Origin of the sequence: Brevundimonas vesicularis NBRC 12165, from assembly GCF_001592205.1 — a bacterium.
Taxonomy (GTDB): Bacteria; Pseudomonadota; Alphaproteobacteria; order Caulobacterales; family Caulobacteraceae; genus Brevundimonas; species Brevundimonas vesicularis.
The window spans coordinates 115,517-135,421 of record NZ_BCWM01000004.1 but is presented as its reverse complement, the minus strand read 5'-3'; the positions used below and the strand labels follow the sequence as shown (position 1 = coordinate 135,421).

The following is a 19,905-nucleotide window of genomic DNA, read 5'->3' as shown; positions in this document are numbered from 1 at the left end:
ATCGCCTCATCGTCGCACCGCCCGATACAGAGAGATGGATCCGGTGGCGGTCGGGATGACATCGAGCACTTGAACCTGTGTGAAGCCGGCCTCGGCCATCAGCGTAGGCAGAACGCCGTCGGCGTTCGGTTGGGTGTTTTCGTAGCCGTCCAGAGACTGCACCAGGCGGAAGAGCACGCGCATCGCACCCGACTGGCGGCCGTAGTCCGCGACATGCAGCGTTCCGCCCGGCTTGAGCGCCCGCAGGCTCGCGGCGAGGCCCGCTCGCTTCTCGGCCATGGGCAGCTGATGGAAGACCAAGCTGGAGACCACCTTGTCGGCGGCGTCCTCGCCCAGGAGCGCCGCCACATCGCGCGAAAACCCCTGGATGAAACGGACGGCCTGACCTGCAGCGGCCGTCTTCGTCTCGGCCCGCCTGAGGATGTCGCCGTCGGGATCGAGGCCGAAGATGCGCGCGTCCGGCGCCCGGTTCGCCATGGCGATCGCGAATGAGCCGGTTCCACATCCAAGATCGATGATCGTCTCGCCAGGGGACGGAGCCACCTGTTCGAGAAGGCGGCTCCGCCACAGCGGTTCCCGGGTCAAAAGCGCGATGGCCGGATCATACAGCCCGCTCAGGGCTGTATGGCCGAGCGCGGGGGTGAAGTTCGCGGTCACGCGGCGGCCTTCAGTTCTTCGCGGGACTGACGAATGATCGACCAGCCGGATTGCAGGAAGACCACCGCCAGGATCGCGCCGGCGATCAGGTCGGGCCAGCGAGAGGCGGTCAACCAGACGGCCACGCCCGTGGCCGCGACCACCAGGCTCTGGATCAGGTCGTTGCGCGTGCACAGCCAGACCGAACGGACATTGGCGTCGCCTTCGCGATGGCGGACCAGCAGCAGCGCGGCCAGGGCGTTGGCGAAAAAGCCCAGGGCGCCCAGGCCGGTGATGACGACGCCTTCCGGGGGCGCCCCCGAGGTCGCCCGCCAGATCGCGTAGCCAAGGATGAACAGCGCCAGCGCCGCGAGGCTGGCGCCCTTGATGATGGCGGCCCCGGATCTCACGGCGACCGAGCGCCCGATCACGGCCAGGCTGATGCCGTAGGTGGCGGCGTCGGCCAGGAAGTCGAGGGCGTTGGCACCCAGCGAGGCCGAGCCCTGCAGGGCCGCGCCGCCGGCGATGGCCAGGAAGGCGGCGCCGTTGATAGCGATCACCGCCATCAGGATGCGGCGATAGGCCGGCGTGGCGCCGTCGAACTTGACGGCCGCGCCGCAGCCGCAGCCGGCGGCCGCCGGTTCGGGGGACGAGAGGGAGTCAGTCATCGAAGTCCGCCTTTCACCACGAGAATGCATCCTCCAGTCGCTCGAGGATCAAGAACAAAAATGGATGCCTCGCCCAAAAAGACGCGGTTTGGCGGAACCGACTTGATCCTCTAGTAGCTAGAGGACGCACAATCGGACGAAATCCACAGGAGGCCTCATGATCACGATGCACCCGTCGCGACGCGGTCCCAGCCGCATGCGGGCGATCGCCTTCTCGTTCTTCATGCTGATCGCCGCTCTGGATCAGGCCGCCAAGGCCGCGGCTCGCGCCCGACTCGAGAGCCCGGTGGACCTCACGCCGTTCCTCGCGCTGCGTTTGGGATTCAATCCCGGCGTCACCTTTGGCCTGTTCGCAGACTCGGGCGCGGTGGGACGATGGGCCCTGAGCGCCGTGGCATTCCTGATCATCGGCGTCCTGCTGACCTGGATCTGGCGTACGCGAAGCGCCGTCACGGCGGTCGCGGCGAGCCTCATCGCCGGTGGAGCGCTCGGGAACCTGCTCGATCGTCTGCGCTCCGGCGCGGTGACGGATTTCATCGATCTTCATTGGGGCGACGCGCACTGGCCGACCTTCAACCTCGCCGATGCGGCCATTGTTTGCGGCGTGGCGCTGCTCCTCCTGACCGTCCGGGGCTCGGACGGCCGCCCGGCGACGTCGACCCTGGGACGGGCGGCGCGATGACCTTTTCCGCCGAACAGAAGGCGATCGCCGTCCGTTCGGGGTTGGCGATTCTCATCACCGCTGCGGCGGTGGCGTCAGCTTGGCTATGGCTTTCGCCACGTCTCCTGGGCGCCGCGCCGGACATGGCGACAGCTGATCGGCTGGCCTACGCCCTGAAGGCGGACCTCCTCGTTTTCCTGTGGCTCGCCGGTTGTTTGAGGGCCGTGGCGAGCATCCGGTTCCGGTCCGACGCCGACCGGCCGGGTTCCGCCTATGCGGCGCCCAGCTCGAGGCTCGCCGTGCCTGCCGCCGTGCTTCAGAACACCCTGGAGCAGACGGTCCTGGCGGTGGGCGCCCACCTGGTGCTCGCCACCGTGCTGCGCGGCGAGGAGATGGTCGTGCTGCCGGTGCTGGTCGCCCTCTATCTGATCGGCCGCGTGTTGTTCGCCCACGGTTATGCCCGGGGCGCGGCGGCCAGGGCCTTCGGCATGGCCCTTACCGGCGCTTCCACGATCGCCGCCTTCGGCGCCGCCATCGTCCTCATGGGGCTGGGCCGATGATCCTTTTCCGTCCTGCGCCTGCCGCCCTTCAGCCCGCTGCTGCGAGATGATGCGATGACCCTGCCCTCCCCGGCCTCGTCCGGCCTGCGCCCTATCGGCAAGCTCGCCGCGGCCACCGGCGTCAAGGTCCCGACCATCCGCTTCTACGAGGAGATCGGCCTGCTTCCCGCCGCCCCGCGCACCGCCAGCGACCGGCGGATGTATGACGACGCGGCGGAACGCCGCCTGTCGTTCATTCGGCATGCACGGCAATTGGGCTTCGATCTGGACTCGATCCGCTCCCTGCTGGATCTGTCCGATCACCCTGATCGGCCCTGCGCCGAAGCCAGCATCCTCGCCGAACGTCATCTGGCGGAGGTGACGCATAAGATCGCCCGACTCCGGGCCCTGCAACGCGAGCTTTCGCGGATGACGGCGGAATGTGCCGGCGGCCGCGTGTCCGCCTGCAAGGTGATCGAAGCCCTGCACGATCCCTCGGCGCCGGTTTGAAGACGAACCCGACCCGGGTTTGCACCGCTCCTCGGCCTCGCCGTGCAGGTCGGCGCTGAAGGTCAGAACGGGCCCGGGATGATGCAGGAGCCATTGGGTCACCGCGACGTTTTGAGTAATCCCGCGGCCCTCGTCGCGCTCCCTTCGTCCATGGAGGACTTCGATGGCGCATCGATCGACACAGCGACACGCCGATCAGACGTTCGCCCTTTTGACGGACCCGTACAGGCGCATCTCCCGCCTGTTCGAGCAGGCCGGCGCGGACGCAATCGAGACCCGTCTGGCGCTGAAGGAGACGGCCTGTCTGAGAGGGCGCGAAGCGGCCCAGGTCTTCTACGACGAGACCCGCATCTCGCGCGCGGGCGCCATGCCGGCGCCTGTCCGACGCACACTGCTCGGCGAAGGCGGCGTCCAGGGCCTGGATGGCGAAGCGCACCGCGCCCGCAAACGCGTGTTCATGGCTCTTATGTCGCCGGAACGGATCGCGCGGCTGGGCGACCTGTTCGAGGCGGAATGGCGACGCGCGGCCGTTGAATGGGCTGGCCAGGAAGAGATCGTGCTGTACGACGCCCTGCAGCCGGTGCTCACCCGCGCCGTCTGCCGCTGGGCGGGGGTGCCGCTGAATCCCGACGACGAAGCGAAACGGGTCAGTCACCTCAGGGCGCTGTTTGACGCGGCAGGATCGCGGGGGCCTCGCCACCTGTGGTCGAGGTACGCGCGGCGACGCGTCGACGCCTGGCTGGCCTCGATCATCGAGGGCATTCGCGCCGGACGACTGGCGCCGGATCCAGACACCGCCGCCTACGCCTGGGCCTGGGCGAGCGCGGATGATGGCGAACCGTTGGCGGCCCGGACGGCGGCGGTCGAACTGGCCAATGTGCTGAGGCCGACCGTGGCGACCTCGGTCTATATCGTGTTTGTGGCGCACGCGATGCAGGCGCACCCCGCGGCGGCCCGTCTGGCCACCGCGGACGCCGGCCGCCGCCGCGCCTTCGTTCAGGAGGTGCGACGCCTTTATCCGTTTTTCCCGGCGGTGATCGGGCGTGTGCGCGCGCCGTTTCGCTGGCGCAACCTTGACTTCCCGGTGGGTCGGCAGGTGATCCTCGATCTCTATGGCTCCAATCACGATCCTGCCGTCTGGACCGATCCCGACGAATTCCGGCCAGAGCGTTTCATCGACGGCTCCGGGGACGCGTTCGGCCTGATTCCCCAAGGCGGCGGGAACGCCCTGACCGGTCACCGTTGTCCCGGCGAAAGCATCGTCGTCGAATTGATGGAGCGGGCCCTCGGCTTGCTCGCCGGCCTGAACTACCGGCTGCCGGCTCAGGATCTGGAGATCGACTTCCGCCGCCTTCCGGCCCTCCCCAGGAGCGGGTTCCGAATGATGACGCGTCGGACTTCCCCGCGTGAGGGCGGCGCCTGATGTTTGCTCATGCGGGTGGCCGGCGCCTTCGTCCCTCTTTCACTTACAGCGAAGGCTGACGCGATGGCTTCGATGACATCCTATGACCTGGTGATAATCGGCGGCGGGCCGGGCGGGTACCCCTGCGCCATCCGGGCGAGCCAGCTCGGCATGTCGGTGGCGGTTATCGACGACCGGGAACTCCTCGGTGGAACCTGCCTGAACATCGGGTGCATTCCGTCAAAGGCGCTGCTGCAGGCCACAGAGCGGCTGGAGATGGCCCGCAATCTCGAGGCTTTCGGCGTCCTGGTCGACAATGTGCGGGCCGACCTTGCAGGCGTCATGCGGCACAAGGCCAGGGTCGTGACGGAGCTTGGTGAAGGGGTCGCCTACCTCCTGCGCAAGAACAAGGTCACCCGCCTGCAGGGCCGCGGCCGGCTGCTGTCGCGCGACCGTGTGGAAGTGAGCGCCCCGGACGGCAGCTTCGAGGTGCAGGTCCGCAAGGCGATCGTGCTCGCCAGCGGATCGAAAGCGGCGACGTTGCCGGACCTGCCCATCGACGAGCAGCGGATCGTCACCTCGGCGGGCGCCCTCAGCCTGACGGCGGCGCCGCGCCATCTGGCGGTGATCGGCGGCGGCTATGTCGGACTGGAGCTGGGCTCCGTCTGGCGCCGTCTCGGCAGCGAGGTCACCGTCGTCGAGGTGCTCGACCGGATCGCGTCCGGCGTTGATTCAGAGATGTCGACGGCGCTGCACAAGGTGCTCGAGGCCCAGGGCTTCCAATTCTGCCTGGCGCACAAGGTGGTCGGATCGCGAATGGAGGCGGACGACGTCGTCCTTGAGGTCGAGCCCATGGGAGACGGCGCGCGAGGAACCATCAAGGCCGATGTCGTGCTCGTGTCCATTGGCCGACGTCCCGCCACCGACGGACTCGATCTGGAGACGGTCGGCATCAAGCCGGACCCAAGGGGCTATATTCCGGTCGACGACGGCTTTCGAACCAGCGCCGAAGGGGTCTACGCCATCGGCGATGTCATCGGCGGCGCCATGCTGGCCCACAAGGCGGAGGAAGAAGGGATCGCCCTTGCCGAGCGCCTTGCCGGCGCCGCGGGCCATGTCGACTACGGAACGATCCCGGCCGTCGTCTACACCTGGCCGGAACTGGCCTCAGTCGGGCGCACCGAGGACGACCTCAAGGCGGCCGGCGTGGCCTATCGCGTCGGGCGCTTTCCGTTCTCGGCAAACGCCATGGCCAAGGCGCGGTTGGAGAAGAACGGGCTGGTCAAGGTGTTGGCGGACGCCGGCACGGACAGGATTCTCGGCGTGCACATCCTGGGGCCGGACGCGGGCAGCCTGATCCATGAAGCGGTCGCCGTCATGCAATTCGGCGCGGCGGCCGAAGACGTGGCGCGGACGAGCCATGCGCATCCGACGCTTCCGGAAGCCTTGCGCGAGGCATGCCTGGCTGTGGCCGACCGCACGATCCACCTGTAACGACCGCCCGTCGCGTGGCTGCCCGGGCTGGCCGCGCGGCGCCGAGGCGTCCCGGCGGGCGTAGAGGACCCGTAGCCGCCTACGAGCCCGGCCGCGTCGCGAATAAAGCGCGACAGCGTCGCCGCCTGAATGCTAATGCGAGCCGTTCACATCTGGATTGACCATGCGTCCTCTGCTCCGTCTGCTTGCCCTGCTGTTCGCCCTGGGGCTGGCCGCGCCCGCCCTGGCCCAGACGCCGTCCGCCTCCGAGGCCCAGGTCGCCTGGCGGCTGCTCGACTATGTAGCGGTCGACTACGCCGGCGCGGTGGCCGACGGTCAGGTGACCAATCCGGCCGAATACGGGGAGATGATCGAGTTCGGCGGCCAGATCCGGACCCGCCTGGACGCCCTGCCGCCGAATCCGGCCAAGGCCGGTCTGGTCCGCGACGCCGAGGCCCTGCAGGCGGCCATCAGGGACAAGGCGGATCCGCGCGTCGTTGGCGACCGGGCCAAGGCGCTCGCCGGCGCGGTGCTGACGGCCTATCCGAGCCCGCTGGCGCCTTCGTTCCCGCCTGATCTGGCCCGCGGCGCGACGCTCTATGCCGAGCAATGCTCGGTCTGCCATGGCGTGACCGGACGCGCCGACGGCCCGGGCGCCGAGGGGCTTGATCCGCCCGCGATCGCCTTCGCGGATGTGGAGCGCGCCCGTCAGCGCAGCGTGTTCGGCCTCTACCAGGTCATCGATCAGGGGCTGGAGGGCACGGCGATGGCCAGCTTCGCCCATCTGCCGGCCGAGGACCGCTGGGCCCTGGCCTTCTACGTGGGCCGGTTCGCCTTCACCGACGCCGAAGCCGCCGAAGGTCGACGCCTCTGGGAGAGCGACCCGGCGATCCGCGCCGTCTTCCCGGACCTGGCCGCCCTCACCCAGGCGACGCCGGCCGAGCTGGCGACAAGGATCGGCGAGACGAAGGCACGGGCGGTCACGGCCTACCTGCGCCGCCACCCGGAGGCGACGGTCCGCGCCGAGGGATCGACCCTGTCCCTGGCCCGGACGCGACTGGCCGAAAGCGAGGCCGCCTATCGCCGGGGCGATCGCAGGGCCGCGACCGACCTGGCCCTGTCGGCCTATCTCGACGGCGTCGAACCGATGGAGCCGGCGCTGGGCGCCCGCGACGGCGCCTTGCTGCGGCGGGTCGAGACGGCCATGACCGACCTGCGCGTCTCGATCAGCAGGGGCGCGCCGGCCCAGGAGGTCGCGGACCGGGTCGCCCGCGCGAACGCCCTGCTGGACACGGCCGAACGCGCACTCGCGCCCCAGGAGGCGGACAATCTCGCCAGCTTCCTCGGCGCCTTCACCATCCTGCTGCGCGAAGGTCTGGAAGCCATCCTCATCGTGGTGGCGATGATCGCCTTCCTCAGGAAGGCCGAACGTCCCGAGGTGCTGCGCTACGTCCACGGCGGCTGGGTGGCCGCGCTGGTCGCCGGCGGCGCCACCTGGGCGGCCGCGACCTTCTTCATCTCCATCAGCGGCGCCAGCCGGGAGCTGACCGAAGGGTTCGGCTCGCTTCTGGCGGCCGTCGTGCTCGTCTCGGTCGGCATCTGGATGCACGGCAAGTCGCACGCCGACGCCTGGCAGACCTATATCCGCGACAAGCTCTCTCACGCCCTGTCGAAACGGTCGGCCTGGTTCCTGTTCCTGCTGGCCTTCGTGGTGGTCTACCGCGAGGTGTTCGAGACCATCCTGTTCTATGCGGCGATCTGGAGCCAGGGCGGCCATCTCGGCATGCTGGCCGGCGCCCTTACGGCGGTGGCGATCCTGGCCGTGGTGGCCTGGGCCTTGCTGGCCTACAGCAAGCGCCTCCCGATCGGCCGGTTCTTCTCCCTGAGCTCGATCCTGATGGCCATCCTGTCGGTCGTCCTCGTCGGCAAGGGGGTGGCGGCGCTGCAGGAGGCGGGCTGGCTCGATGTCCATCCGCTGGCGTGGATCCCCCGCATCGAGATCCTCGGTCTTTATCCGACGGTCGAAGGCGTCGCCGTTCAGCTTCTGACGATCGCTATCCTCGTGGTCGGCTTCTCCCGGCATGCGGCGCCGAAAGGCGCGCGCCCAGCCTCTTGAGCGGGCGTCTGAGGCCCTCAACTGCGACCCGTTGGCAGGGTTTCGGAGCTGCTTGGGCGCCGATAGCCGCGCAGTCCGCGGATACCCAAGGTGCGGGGCCGCAGCCGATAGCGTGCGGAGACCACCCTTGGTGCGGAGATTAGGCGCCCTATTCTCCGCACTTCGCGCGGAGAATAACCTTGCTCTTGCGGCGAATAGCGCCCATATTCTCCGCAAGGAGTGCGGGGAATGGCGCAATACATCCATGAGATCGAAGGCTGGCCGCGTCTGGACTGGCGCGCTGACGCGCTTGCCGATCGCCTCGCAGCCGTCCGTCATCGCCAGGGCCTTCTGCTTGGCCGGATGCACACGCTCGGCTTCGACCTCCGCGCTGAAGCCGTCCTCGAGACCCTTACCGAAGATGTCCTGAAATCCAGCGAAATCGAAGGCGAGCTGCTCGACAAGGATCAGGTGCGATCCTCCATCGCCCGCCGCCTCGGCATGGATATCGGGGCCCTCGCCGCCGCGGATCGCAACGTCGAAGGCGTCGTCGAAATGATGCTCGACGCGACCCAGAACTTTGCGTCTCCGCTCACCGAGGAACGGCTGTTCGCCTGGCACGCCGCCCTGTTTCCGACCGGGCGCAGCGGCATGACGAGGATCGTCGTCGGCGCCTGCCGCAACGAGAGCTCCGGCCCGATGCAGGTCGTCTCGGGCCCCTTCGGACGAGAGCGCGTGCACTATGAAGCGCCCCTTGCCGACCGTCTGCAGGACGAGATGCGGGCGTTCCTCGACTGGTTCAATGACGAGCCGCGGACGGATCCGGTCCTCAAGGCCGCGATCGCCCACCTGTGGTTCGTGACCATCCACCCGTTCGACGACGGGAACGGCCGGATCGCGCGGGCGATCGCCGACATGGCGCTCGCCCGCTCCGAGAAAAGCGCTCAACGCTTCTACAGCATGTCCGCCCAGATCAGGCTGGAGCGCAAGGACTACTACGCCACCCTGGAGGCGACCCAGAAAGGCGCGCTGGACGTGTCCCTCTGGCTGGACTGGTTCCTCGGCTGCCTCGATCGCGCGTTCGATGGCGCGGAAACCACCCTGACGCATGTCATGCGCAAGGCGCGCTTCTGGGAGGCGCTAGCAGGTCAGACGTTGAGCGAGCGCCAGAGCACGGTCATCAACCGGCTGCTCGACGGCTTCGAAGGCAAGCTCACCTCGACCAAATGGGCGGCGCTGACGAGGTCCTCGCCCGACACGGCCCTGCGCGACATCAACGATCTGGTGGGGCGGGGCATCCTCGTGAAGGATGAAGGCGGCGGGCGCAGCACAAGCTATTCGCTGGTCGATCGAGGATAGGCGGGACCGCACGACGCCGGCACGGCACTTCGCCAGGTCGGTCGCTCAAGACCCGAGCCTCAACAGGGAGGATCGCAATTCGCCACATCTGGCGAGTTACCGCCAACAACCCGCCTAATTCGCCAGAAGTGGCGAATTACCACCTTTGCCAGGCGCGCGACGCCGCAAGGCGCCGCCGACGCGGCCTCACGCCTGACGCGCGATGGCGATGGCGGAGAGATCCGCTGCGGCCTCGACCGGACTGCCGGCCGCCTTGCGCTCGGAGTAGCGGTCCACGAGCTGGGTGGCGTGCGGTCGAGTGAGGACAGTGAAGCGCACCAGCTCCTCCATCACATCGACGATGCGCTCATAGTAGGCCGAAGGCTTCATCCGGCCGGCCTCGTCGAACTCCTGAAAGGCCTTGGCCACGCTCGACTGGTTGGGAATGGTGATCATCCGCATCCAGCGGCCCAGAAGGCGCAGGGTGTTGACGGCGTTGAAGCTCTGGGAACCGCCCGACACCTGCATCACCGCGAGCGTGCGGCCCTGGGTCGGGCGCATGCCGCCCAAACTCAATGGCAGGTGATCGATCTGCAGCTTCATCAGTCCGGAGACCTGGCCGTGCCGTTCCGGACTGCACCAGACCATGCCCTCCGACCACAGGGCGTGCTCGCGCAGCTCGCGCACCGCCGGATGGTCGTCGTCGCCGGGCGAGCCCGGCAGAGGCAGGTCGGAGGGGTCGAAGATGCGGGTCTCGCATCCCATGCGCTGCAGCAAGCGGGCCGCTTCCTCGACGCAGAGCCGCGAATAGGAGCGCTCGCGCAGCGACCCGTACAGGAGAAGGATGCGTGGCGGGTGGTCGTGCGGACCCAGGCCGGCGGCCGGGTTGCTCGACAGATAGGCCGCGTCCAGGGCCGGCAGATGATCGGGATCCGGCAGCGGCCGCAGGCGGGCGAAGATCATCCGAGATCCTTGGTCAGATAGGCGGCCGAGGCCGGGCAGATGTCTGCGAACTCGCGGGTTCGCCGGATCGCGGCGGGCGCGGCCGCCCGATCTGCGGCGGCGAAGCCGCGCCGGGCGAAGAAGGGCTCGGCCGTCGTGGTGAGCAGGTGGAGCCGTTCTCCGCCCAGCTCGCTCGCCGCGGCCTCGGCGGCGCTCAGGATCCGGCTCCCGAGCCCCCGCGAATTCAGGCCAGCGAGTACGACCAGGGAGCGCAGCAGCAGGTCCCGCCCCTCTCCGTCCAGGCCGACGTAGCCGGCCAGGGCGCTGTCGTCGTCGGCTCGGAAGTAGCGGCCGGCCCCGGGCTCCGGCAGGCCCTCGCCCTGCAGGGCCGCGATCAGGCCGGCGTCATCCGCGTCCAGGAGATGCAGCACGACCATCAGGCGGCGTCCGCCGGCGGGGCCGTGTCCGGAAACCAGCGTCGGCCCATCCACAGCGCGACCGAGACCAGAAGGATCAGCACCGGCACCTCGACCAGCGGACCGATGACCGCAGCGAAGGCGACCGGCGAGGTCAGCCCGAAGGCCGCGATGGCCACCGCGATGGCCAGCTCGAAATTGTTCGAGGCGGCGGTGAAGGCCAGGGCGGTCGTGCGCGGGTAGTCGGCATCGATCAGCTTGCCCATGAGGAAGCTGACCACGAACATGACGAGGAAGTAGATGGTCAGGGGAATGGCGATGCGCAGGGCGTCCAGCGGCAGGGCCACCACCTCGCCGCCCTTCAGGCTGAACATGACCACGATGGTGAACAGCAGGGCGATCAGGGTGATCGGTCCGATGCGCGGCAGGAAGCGCCGCTCGTACCAGTCGGCCCCGCGGCGGGCGATCAGGCTGCGCCGGGTCAGGAAGCCGGCCAGGAAGGGAAGACCGAGGTAGACGAGAACGGCGCCGGCGATGGTCCAGACGCTGACGTCCACCACGCTGCCCTGCAGGCCGAACAGGGGCGGCAGGACGGTGAGGAAGACCCAGGCGTAGAGGCTGAAGAACAGGATCTGGAAGATCGAGTTGAACGCGACGAGACCGGCGACATACTGGTCGTCGCCCCGCGCCAGTTGGTTCCAGACCAGCACCATGGCGATGCAGCGCGCCAGCCCGATCAGGATCACGCCGGTCATGTATTCCGGCTGGTCGCGCAGGAAGATGACCGCAAGGGCGAACATCAGCACAGGGCCCAGCACCCAGTTCTGGAACAGGGACAGGGCCAGCACCCGCTTGTCGGCGAAGACGCGCGGCAGTTCCTCGTACCGGACCCTGGCCAGCGGAGGATACATCATCAGGATCAGGCCGATGGCGATCGGAATGTTGGTGGTCCCGACCGAGAGGCCGTCGACCCAGGCGGGCAGGCCGGGAACCAGAGTCCCCAGTGCGACGCCCAAAGCCATGGCGGCGAAGATCCATCCCGTCAGCCAGCGGTCGAGAAAGGACAGGCGGCGCGGCGGGGCCGCGTCGGTGACCGGCGTATCGATCATCGCGCCACCCGAAGGCCAGCCGCCTCGATGACGACCTCGCCGTCCTCCTTGGTGAACCGCTTGAGATCATCGGCGGGCAGGAGGTCCAGAACGGCCTCGGACGGTCGGCACAGGCCGACGCCGAGAGGACTGACGACGATCGGGCGATTGAGCAGGATCGGATGGGCCTCGATCGCATCGAGCAACTGATCGTCTGTCAGGCCCGGGTCCCCGAGGCCCAGGTCGGCGAAGGGCGTGCCCTTGTCGCGCAACAGGTCGCGCAGCGGCTTGCCGGTTCGTTCGGCCAGCCAGGCGATCATGACGCGCGATGGCGGCGACCTCAGATACTCGATGACGTGCGGCTCGATGCCGACGTGGCGAATGAGCTCCAGAGCGTTGCGCGACGTCCCGCAGGCCGGGTTGTGATAGATGATGACGTCCACGGGATCCTCAGGCGCAGCAGGGGGTCAGTTCGGCCAGCAGAGGCTCGCATAGCTCCGCCCGGCCGCCGCAGCAGTCCTTGAGCAGGAACAGGACCAGGTCGCGCAGCCGGTCCAGATCGGCCCGGTAGATGATCGACCGGCTGCGACGCTCCGATTTGATAAGTCCCGCTCGGGACAGCACCCCCAGATGCGACGACAGGGTATTGGCCGGGATCGCCAGATGGTTGGAGATGTCACCGGCCGGCAGACCGGCCGGTTCGTGCCGCACGAGAAGTCGGAACGCCTCCAGCCGCGTCGACTGCGCCAGGGCGGCGAGAGCAAGAATCGAGGCTGCGGTTTCCATATTTCCGAACTAGTCGAACTATAGAAATGTGCAATCCCCGCTCTGCAGCCGGCCGTAAGCTTACGGTGGAGAGTTTGGCGGCTTGGCCTGCCGCAGCCTTTCGAGTTCGATTCCCATGACAACATGGAGATCTTCGATGGCCCAGGCCGACCCGCCGCTGAGGCGCACGATCAAGAAGCCGCAGCTCCGTCAGATGGTGCCATTGGCGGACAGCACCATCTGGGAGATGGAGCAGCGCGGCCAGTTTCCCCGGCGCTTCCTGCTGACCCCGCGCTGCGTGGTCTGGGACCTGGCCGAGGTGGAAGCCTGGCTGGCGCTTCGGCGGGCCAAGCCGATCCGCCGGGCGCCGCCGCCCGATGTCCGCAAGCGGATCACCCGCCCGGTCAGAGCCGCGGATCGAAACGAGGGCCGGCCGTTTCCGGGATAGTCAGATCCGGCGTGAATCCGCGCCCCGCCTCCCAGGCGTCCACGGCGTCTGACCACTGCTGGGCCATGTGGCGCCGCTGGGCCTCGAATTCGGCCTTGTTGTACACGCCGCGGGAAGATCGCTCTTCGTGGGCGAGGCATTTCTCGATCCAGTCCGAGTTGAAACTCATCTCGTGCAGGAGCGTGGAGGCCGTCCGGCGCAGGTCGTGAACCGTGAAGGGCTCCAGGGGCAGATCGCGCTCGCGCGCCAGCTCGGCGATGGCGCTGGTCACCCGGTTGAAAGTCGCCCGCGACATCGGCGCGTCGGCGTCATAGCGCGACGGCAGGATGTAGCGAGAGTTCCCGGCGCAGGTCTTCAGCGCGATCAGGATGTCGAGCATCTGGGTCGACAGGTAGACGTTATGCGGCCGCGACCGCTTCATCCGCTCTTTCGGGATCGACCAAACTGCGTTCTCGAAATCGACCTCGTCCCAGGTCCCGTCCTGCAATTCGCTCTTCCGCACCATGCTCAGCAGGATGAACTTCAGCCCGAGACGGATGGTCGGCAGGGTGGCCACCTCCCCCAGCAGGTTCAGCGCGATCCGGATCTCGCTCGGCGACAGCGACCGGTCCCGCGGCCGGAAGGTCGCGATGGACGCCGGCCCGACCCCGTCGGCGGGATTGTCGATCTTCTCGCCGTGCAGGATGGCGTAGGCGTAGATTTGTTTGACGATGTCGCGAACATGGATGGCCGTCGCCGGGGCGCCGCGATCCACAATGGTCATGCAGTGCGCTCTCAGGTCGTTCGGCGTGATCTCGTTCAGGAGCCGGTTTCGCCATTCGGGCAAAACCTCTCGGTTGAAGATCGACCGTCGCATCTGGCGCGTGCTGTCGGCCATCGGAGCGTGGTCCATCCACCGGATCGCCACCTGTTCAAACCGCTGGGCCTCTCTCAGCCTGCGTTTCACGCGTTGCTTGTCCAGCGCCGGTGAAACGCCCTCGGCGATCAGGCGCTTCGCTTCACGCAGCTTTTCCCGCGCCTCCCCCAGGGAGAGTCCCGCCGGACCGTAGGAACCGAAGGTCACCGTCTCGCGCCGCCCGTTGAAGCGATAGTCGTACCGGAAAGCGATGCCGCCTGTCGGTGTTACGAGCACGTACAAACCGTCCCTGTCGGTCTTTTTGTACGCTTTTGATTTCCCTCGCGTATTTCGCAATTCTGCGTCGGTTAGCTTGCGAATTTTACTCCAAAAGACCGTCAGGCGTTTTCGGGGTCTTCGGCAGCGATTTCTTCAAGAAACTCATAGGCTTGTTTCAGAAAAAAGACCGTCAGGACGCCCTCAGCCCTATGAGGGTATGAATCGGGGGGTCGAGAGGCAACGGGAGAAAGACCGTCTGGCATACCGACACACGGGTTCGCTGCCCCTCGATAGATACCGAGAGGCAGCGAACATATTTTTCTTGTAAGTCAGTGTTTTAGTGGTAGATTCGGAAGTGGCGTCGAAAGGCACCGAAAGCTCTGAATCATTCCCTGACTCTCCGCCTGGGCCGACGGGTCCAACTGAGGAGCCCGCGGCGATGCTTACCGCAGATGTCCGGGTATGACGAAACAGGAGCGCCGCCCTCTCGGTTCAAAAAAGTCAAAGACACCGGCCGCGCCTCTTCATAGGCTGTTCGCCTGGATGACCGTGGAAGGCGATGGAGGGGGCGGATGGCTGAATATCAACTCATCCTAGACGACGGACGCAGCACCGACTTGATGGCCGAAACCGTTGAGGCGGTCGACCCCGCAGAAGCGCAACTCCTGGCGCAACTGCGCTTCGCAGCCAGTCCGGACCTGTTCAGCATCCTGGTGACGCGACGCGGAATGGAAGTGGCGCTCGTCAGGCGGCCCCAGTAACCGCCGCCAATCGGCGCGAGCCCGATCGGCCTGGAGGCGACGTCCGGAGCAGGCGGACAGGCCCGCGATGGTTTCTCGGCAGAAAAAAGGGGCCGTCATGCGGCCCCGAAGTTCATAGGGAGGAAAACGCCCCAGGAAGGGCGACACCGAACTTATGTTGCAGCGCAGCATCGTGCAAGCTTCGTTCATCGATGAATGAATAGCCGCCGGCAGGAACGCCTGAACCTGTCCAGGCCCGGCGGCCCGGACGCCGGGCGAAACACTCTCCTGGCTGCCATATTTCAAATATCACACGATATGCGACTCGAATATCGTGTGATATGTGAGTTGATGTTCCACGACGACGGCAAAGGTCACGACGCTATGAGGGTCAACCGGAAGGAAGCGCAAGGGCGGACCCGACGTCGCCTCTTGGCGGCCGCCCACGCCTCGATCGTCGAGAAGGGCGTAGCCGCCCTGTCGATCCGCAACATCTGCGGCGCGGCCGGTCATTCCCAGGGCGCCTTCTATTCCAACTTCGCCACCAAGGACGACCTGCTCGTCGAGATCATGGAGACGCACATCCATGACGAGGTGATGTTCCTCCGCGATCTGATCCGCCGCGCCGATGGAGACGACATCGAACGGACCCTGCTTGGTCTGGCGGGCCGATTGTCCGATCTGGCGGCCCAACCCGAATGGTCCCTGCTGTCCGTGGAGTTGCAATTACACGCCCGTCGGGATCCCGACTTCGCCGAACGACATCGCGAGAGCAAGGCGTCCTGTTATCGACTGTTCGGCGACCTCATAGAGGAACTGGCTCAAAGGTTCGACCTGCGCCCTCTCCTGCCGCCGTTCCAGGCCGGGATCGGTCTTTACGGCCTCTGGATGGGGCTGGCGGTCCAGGGGGATATCGAAGGAGCCGCCGCCCGGGACGCCATGTTGCTGGCCTTCTTTCGCGCCACCGCGGGCCTGCAGGCCAGCCCTCTCGAAAGCGTCCGGGGATGACCTCCGTCCTGCCGAGGCATCGTCGAATCGGCTGTCATCCGTCCGGCGCGCCCCTGAAGGGCGAGGTGGACGAACAGCGGCGGTTCCACCTTTGCTTCCAGGCGCAGGACGAGGACATCGACGAACTCGGCCATGTGAACAATGCGGTCTGGATCGTCTGGATCCAGGACGCCTCGGTGGCGCACTGGTTCGCCATGGCCTCCCCGGGCGATGTGGACCGCTACGTCTCGGTGGTTCTGCGTCATCAGGTCGATTACCGCGGCAGTATCGCGGCCGAAGAGGCGGTGACCGCCGTCACCTGGGTCGAGGACTCGCTCCGCGGCGCGCGCTACCGGCGCCGGATCGACTTCATTGACGTCAAGGGCCGGGTCGTCGTCGCGGGCCTGGCCGAATGGGCCGTGATCGATCGATGCACCCACAAGCTTGTTCGCGTCGTGCCTGACATGGCGGCGCCGTTTCCTTCTCCAGGACAACTGAAACAGGAATCCGACGATGGGCGAAATCAAGAAGGTGGTCGTGATCGGGACGGGCGTCCTGGGAAGCCAGATCGCTTTTCAGACCGCCTACAGCGGCTTCGACGTCATTGCCTGCGACGTCAGCGACGACGTCCTCGCCAAGGCGCGCCTGCGACTGGCGGCCTTGGTCGAGACGTACCGGAAGGAGGTTCCGGGCGCGGTCGGCGGAAAGGAGGCGGAGGCCATAAGGCGTCTGACGCTGTCGACGGATCTGGCGGCCGCCGTCGCCGATGCGGATCTCGTGATCGAGGCCGTGCCCGAGGTTCTGGCTTTCAAACAGGCGGTCTATGAACAGTTGGCCACGCTCGCGCCGGCCAGGACGATCTTCGCCACCAACTCCTCCACCCTTCTGCCGAGCGCATTAAAGGCGTTCACCGGCCGACCCGACCGGTTTCTCGCGCTGCATTTCGCCAACAACATCTGGAAGTTCAACACCGCGGAGGTCATGGGAACGGACGACACCGATCCGTCGGTGTTCGAGACCGTCCTGAAGTTCGCTGCGGACATCGGCATGGAGCCGATCCCGATCCGCAAGGAAAAGGCCGGTTACATCCTCAACTCCCTCCTGGCACCATTCCTGAACGCCGCCGCCGATCTGGCGGCGGGCGGCTATGCCGATCCCCACGATGTCGACAAGGTCTGGCGGATCGCGACGGGCGCGCCGATGGGCCCCTTCCAGATGTACGACGTCATCGGCCTGAACACGCCCTACAACATCCTGTCGCAGGGCGACGCCCGCGCCCGCGCGCTCGCCGCCTGGCTGAAGGAAAACTACATCGACAAGGGCAGGCTGGGCGTCGCCTCCGGCGAAGGCTTCTACAGCTACAAATCCACCGACTGAGCCCTGACCAAATCCTCCCCCACGCCCAACCGAAGGAGTTCGCCGTGCACTACAGCAGTGGAAACTATGAGGCCTTTGTTCGTCCCCGCAAACCCGAGGGCGCCGACAGGAAGACGGCGTGGTTTGTGGGATCGGGGCTGGCCGGTCTCGCGGGGGCCGCGTTCCTGATCCGGGACGGCGGCGTGCCCGGTGATCGCATCACCATCCTTGAGGAACTGGAGATTCCCGGCGGGGCGCTCGACGGGCTGGACGTGCCGGAAAAGGGCTTCGTTATCCGCGGCGGTCGCGAGATGGAGGAGCATTTCGAGTGCCTGTGGGATCTCTATCGCTCGATCCCCTCGCTAGAAATCGAGGACGCCAGCGTTCTTGACGAATTCTACCGGCTCAACAGGGACGATCCGAACTTCTCCTTGCAGCGTACAACCCAGAACCAGGGCCAGGACGTCCCGGACAAGCATCTGCTGACGCTGAATGACCGGGCGCAGAAGGATCTAATCTCCATCTTTCTGGCGACCCGCGAGGAGATGGAGAACAAGCGGATCAACGAGGTCTTCAGCGAGGACTTCCTCAAGAGCAATTTCTGGCTCTACTGGCGCACCATGTTCGCCTTCGAGGAATGGCACTCGGCGCTGGAGATGAAGCTCTATCTCCACCGCTTCATCCACCACATCGCCAACCTGGCGGACTTCTCCTCGCTCAAGTTCAACCGCTACAACCAGTATGAATCCATGGTCCTGCCGCTGGTCAAATGGCTGACCGAACGTGGCGTCCGGTTCCGCTACGGCGTGGAGGTCACGGATGTGGACTTCGACATCCAGAACGGACGCAAACAGGCCACCCGCATTCACTGGATCGAGAAGGGCGAGGAGGGCGGGGTCGATCTCGGCGACGACGATCTCGTCTTCATCACCATCGGATCGCTGACGGAAAACTCGGACAACGGCGACCATCACACGCCGGCGAAGCTGAAGGAAGGCCCTGCTCCCGCCTGGGACCTGTGGCGACGCATCGCGGCCAAGGATCCGTCCTTCGGACGTCCGGACGTGTTCGGCGCCCATATTCCCGAGACCAAATGGGCCTCGGCCTCGATCACCGCCTTCGATCCGCGGATCGCCCACTATGTCGAGAAGATCACCAAGCGGAACCCGTTCTCTGGCAAGATCGTCTCCGCCGGCATCGTCACGGTCAAGGATTCCAGTTGGCTGCTCAGTTGGACGGTGCATCGCCAGCCGCATTTCAAGAAACAGCCCAAGGACCAGATGATCGCCTGGTTCTACGCCCTCTTCGTCGACACCCCCGGCGACTATGTGAAGAAGCCCATGCAGGACTGCACCGGCGAGGAGATCACCCAGGAATGGCTCTATCACCTCGGCGTCCCGGTGGAGGAGATTGCGGAACTCGCCGCCAAGGGCGCCAGCACCGTCCCGACCATGATGCCCTACATCACCGCCTTCTTCATGCCGCGCCAAGCCGGCGACCGGCCGGACGTGGTGCCTGAAGGCGCCGTCAACTTCGCCTTCATCGGGCAGTTCGCGGAATCGAAACAACGCGACTGCATCTTCACCACCGAATATTCGGTGCGTACGCCGATGGAGGCCGTCTATACGCTGATGAATGTGGAACGCGGCGTGCCGAAAGTGTTCAACTCCACCTATGACATCCGCACCCTGCTGGCCGCCGTCACGCCTCTGCGGGATGGCGAAGGCATAGAAGTCCCCGGCCCCGCCTTCCTGCGCAAACTGCTGATGAAGAAGCTTGAAGGCACCGAGATTGCGAAACTGATCGAGGAGTTTCACCTGATATCGGAGTGAGCGAAGCGCGACGTCGTCCCGAAGGAAGGTGAAGGATGGCTGACGACGATCACCGAAGCGGACCCGCCGCAGGCCGACGGCAACGGCTTTCTCAAGGGCTGGACGGCGCAGCGCCGTCCAGTTCCCTCCAAGAGAAGGGAATGGACGTGTCGATGCACATCATCCGGTCCGAACTGGCGCCCTTGGGGCGGTTGCGCGTGGCGATCAATCTCGGCAATCCGGTCCTGGCGCAGAGGGCGGCGGACGGAACTCTCGCTGGCGTGTCGGTCGATCTCGCCTGGGAGATCGCTGTGCGCCTCGGCGTGGAGATGGAGCTGTCGAACTTCGCCACGGCGGGAGCGGCGGTGGCGGCGCTTCAGGATCAGGCCTGCGATCTCGCCTTCCTCGCGATCGATCCGGATCGTCGCACCGTCTTGGATTATACCGCGCCCTACGTCCGGATCGAAGCTCCTATCTGGTCCCCTCCGAGTCCCGCTTCCGCTCCGTCCGCGACGTGGACGTTGCGGACGTGACGATCGCGTCGGGCCTGAACACCGCCTACGACCTCTTTCTCAACCGTTCGCTGAAACAGGCCCGACGGATTCATACGCCCTCCTCCCAGGCAGCCGTCGCCCTCTTCCTGGAGGGCGGCGCCGATGTCTGCGCCGGTGTGCGCCAGACGCTTGAGGCGGCGGCGCGCGACCGGGCCGGCGTCCGCCTGCTCCCGGACAGTTTCCAGGCCATCGACCAGGCCGTCGCCCTCCCCCGCGAGCGGCCTCACGGGCGCGGTTTCCTGGAAGCGCTCTTCGAAGATCTGGTCGCCTCCGGCTTCGTCGCCCGAAGGCCGGTCGCCAGCGGACAGGACGCCGCCCTCGCGATCGGTCCGGGACGCCCGGCGCCGGCCTAGGCTGCGGCG

At 66.6% G+C, this 19,905-nt stretch carries 22 protein-coding genes and 1 pseudogene; 15 read left to right on the top strand and 8 right to left on the bottom strand.

Going from position 1 to position 19,905, the window contains the following annotated elements:
* Positions 1-6: 6 nt before the first annotated feature.
* Together BVE01S_RS04635 and BVE01S_RS04630 are read right to left on the bottom strand one after the other, a co-directional pair.
* Positions 7-657: a class I SAM-dependent methyltransferase gene (locus BVE01S_RS04635; RefSeq protein ID WP_054765663.1), complete on the bottom strand. Its 651-nt coding sequence runs from the start codon at positions 655-657 to the stop codon at positions 7-9.
* The gene (locus BVE01S_RS04630; protein ID WP_054765662.1) at positions 654-1,304 is read right to left on the bottom strand and encodes a cation efflux transmembrane domain-containing protein; all 651 of its coding nucleotides are present in this window, start codon (positions 1,302-1,304) and stop codon (positions 654-656) included. Before BVE01S_RS04630 ends, BVE01S_RS04635 begins: the two co-directional genes overlap by 4 nt.
* Positions 1,305-1,461: 157 nt before the next feature.
* Between BVE01S_RS04630 and lspA the strand changes: the two genes are divergently transcribed.
* From lspA to BVE01S_RS04595, 7 genes are all read left to right on the top strand, one after another.
* Positions 1,462-1,986 carry a signal peptidase II gene (gene lspA, locus BVE01S_RS04625; protein WP_082382684.1) on the top strand — a complete coding sequence of 175 codons (525 nt, stop codon included), beginning with the start codon at positions 1,462-1,464 and terminating at the stop codon, positions 1,984-1,986.
* The gene (locus BVE01S_RS04620; protein ID WP_054765661.1) at positions 1,983-2,525 is read left to right on the top strand and encodes an MAPEG family protein; all 543 of its coding nucleotides are present in this window, start codon (positions 1,983-1,985) and stop codon (positions 2,523-2,525) included. The genes lspA and BVE01S_RS04620 overlap by 4 nt, the downstream gene beginning before the upstream one ends.
* Positions 2,526-2,579: 54 nt before the next feature.
* Complete coding sequence (locus tag BVE01S_RS04615) at positions 2,580-3,014, top strand: MerR family transcriptional regulator (protein WP_054765660.1); 435 nt, start codon at positions 2,580-2,582, stop codon at positions 3,012-3,014.
* A 163-nt stretch (positions 3,015-3,177) separates the two neighbouring features.
* Entirely contained in the window at positions 3,178-4,437 is a 1,260-nt protein-coding gene (locus tag BVE01S_RS04610) for a cytochrome P450 (RefSeq protein ID WP_054765659.1), read from the top strand.
* A 72-nt stretch (positions 4,438-4,509) separates the two neighbouring features.
* Complete coding sequence (lpdA, locus tag BVE01S_RS04605; RefSeq protein WP_197273300.1) at positions 4,510-5,910, top strand: dihydrolipoyl dehydrogenase; 1,401 nt, start codon at positions 4,510-4,512, stop codon at positions 5,908-5,910.
* Between the two features lie 163 nt (positions 5,911-6,073).
* Positions 6,074-8,005: a cytochrome c/FTR1 family iron permease gene (locus tag BVE01S_RS04600; RefSeq protein ID WP_003169303.1), complete on the top strand. Its 1,932-nt coding sequence runs from the start codon at positions 6,074-6,076 to the stop codon at positions 8,003-8,005.
* Between the two features lie 228 nt (positions 8,006-8,233).
* On the top strand, positions 8,234-9,343 hold the full coding sequence (locus BVE01S_RS04595) for a Fic family protein (protein WP_066624843.1): 1,110 nt from the start codon (positions 8,234-8,236) through the stop codon (positions 9,341-9,343).
* Between the two features lie 186 nt (positions 9,344-9,529).
* Here the strand turns inward: BVE01S_RS04595 and arsH are convergent, their stop codons facing one another.
* The 5 genes from arsH to BVE01S_RS04570 are packed head-to-tail and all read right to left on the bottom strand — an operon-like array spanning position 9,530 to position 12,554.
* Positions 9,530-10,285: an arsenical resistance protein ArsH gene (arsH, locus tag BVE01S_RS04590; RefSeq protein ID WP_003169308.1), complete on the bottom strand. Its 756-nt coding sequence runs from the start codon at positions 10,283-10,285 to the stop codon at positions 9,530-9,532.
* Positions 10,282-10,701: a GNAT family N-acetyltransferase gene (locus BVE01S_RS04585; RefSeq protein WP_066625033.1), complete on the bottom strand. Its 420-nt coding sequence runs from the start codon at positions 10,699-10,701 to the stop codon at positions 10,282-10,284. The genes arsH and BVE01S_RS04585 overlap by 4 nt, the downstream gene beginning before the upstream one ends.
* A complete protein-coding gene (gene arsB / locus BVE01S_RS04580) occupies positions 10,701-11,789 on the bottom strand; it encodes an ACR3 family arsenite efflux transporter (protein WP_054765657.1) in 1,089 nt (362 codons plus the stop codon). Before arsB ends, BVE01S_RS04585 begins: the two co-directional genes overlap by 1 nt.
* Positions 11,786-12,211, bottom strand: coding sequence for an arsenate reductase (glutaredoxin) (arsC, locus tag BVE01S_RS04575; RefSeq protein WP_003169312.1), 426 nt, complete (start codon positions 12,209-12,211; stop codon positions 11,786-11,788). Before arsC ends, arsB begins: the two co-directional genes overlap by 4 nt.
* A 7-nt stretch (positions 12,212-12,218) precedes the next feature.
* A complete protein-coding gene (locus BVE01S_RS04570; protein ID WP_003169314.1) occupies positions 12,219-12,554 on the bottom strand; it encodes an ArsR/SmtB family transcription factor in 336 nt (111 codons plus the stop codon).
* Positions 12,555-12,690: 136 nt separating this feature from the next.
* On the opposite strand from BVE01S_RS04570, the gene BVE01S_RS04565 reads away from it, so the two are divergent.
* Complete coding sequence (locus BVE01S_RS04565; protein ID WP_066624841.1) at positions 12,691-12,981, top strand: helix-turn-helix transcriptional regulator; 291 nt, start codon at positions 12,691-12,693, stop codon at positions 12,979-12,981.
* On the opposite strand, the gene BVE01S_RS04560 is transcribed toward BVE01S_RS04565, so the two are convergent.
* Complete coding sequence (locus tag BVE01S_RS04560) at positions 12,938-14,197, bottom strand: tyrosine-type recombinase/integrase (RefSeq protein WP_084375294.1); 1,260 nt, start codon at positions 14,195-14,197, stop codon at positions 12,938-12,940. The genes BVE01S_RS04565 and BVE01S_RS04560 overlap by 44 nt on opposite strands.
* 470 nt (positions 14,198-14,667) lie before the next feature.
* On the opposite strand from BVE01S_RS04560, the gene BVE01S_RS04555 reads away from it, so the two are divergent.
* The 7 genes and pseudogenes from BVE01S_RS04555 (at position 14,668) to BVE01S_RS04530 (ending at position 19,896) form a co-directional block, all read left to right on the top strand.
* On the top strand, positions 14,668-14,856 hold the full coding sequence (locus tag BVE01S_RS04555) for a hypothetical protein (RefSeq protein WP_003169318.1): 189 nt from the start codon (positions 14,668-14,670) through the stop codon (positions 14,854-14,856).
* Positions 14,857-15,219: 363 nt separating this feature from the next.
* On the top strand, positions 15,220-15,843 hold the full coding sequence (locus BVE01S_RS04550) for a TetR/AcrR family transcriptional regulator (protein ID WP_066625030.1): 624 nt from the start codon (positions 15,220-15,222) through the stop codon (positions 15,841-15,843).
* Positions 15,840-16,286, top strand: a pseudogene (locus tag BVE01S_RS17440) (acyl-CoA thioesterase); the annotation flags it as partial. The gene BVE01S_RS04550 and the pseudogene BVE01S_RS17440, both read left to right, overlap by 4 nt.
* A gap of 49 nt (positions 16,287-16,335) precedes the next feature.
* On the top strand, positions 16,336-17,199 hold the full coding sequence (locus BVE01S_RS04545) for a 3-hydroxyacyl-CoA dehydrogenase (protein WP_003169322.1): 864 nt from the start codon (positions 16,336-16,338) through the stop codon (positions 17,197-17,199).
* 44 nt (positions 17,200-17,243) lie between these two features.
* Positions 17,244-19,010, top strand: a complete 1,767-nt coding sequence (locus BVE01S_RS04540) for an oleate hydratase (protein WP_066624837.1) — start codon at positions 17,244-17,246, stop codon at positions 19,008-19,010.
* A gap of 140 nt (positions 19,011-19,150) precedes the next feature.
* Positions 19,151-19,522, top strand: a complete 372-nt coding sequence (locus BVE01S_RS04535) for a transporter substrate-binding domain-containing protein (protein WP_066624834.1) — start codon at positions 19,151-19,153, stop codon at positions 19,520-19,522.
* Positions 19,519-19,896 (top strand): type 2 periplasmic-binding domain-containing protein, encoded by a 378-nt coding sequence (locus BVE01S_RS04530; RefSeq protein ID WP_066624831.1) that lies wholly within the window; start codon positions 19,519-19,521, stop codon positions 19,894-19,896. The genes BVE01S_RS04535 and BVE01S_RS04530 overlap by 4 nt, the downstream gene beginning before the upstream one ends.
* The last annotated feature ends 9 nt before the right edge of the window (positions 19,897-19,905 follow it).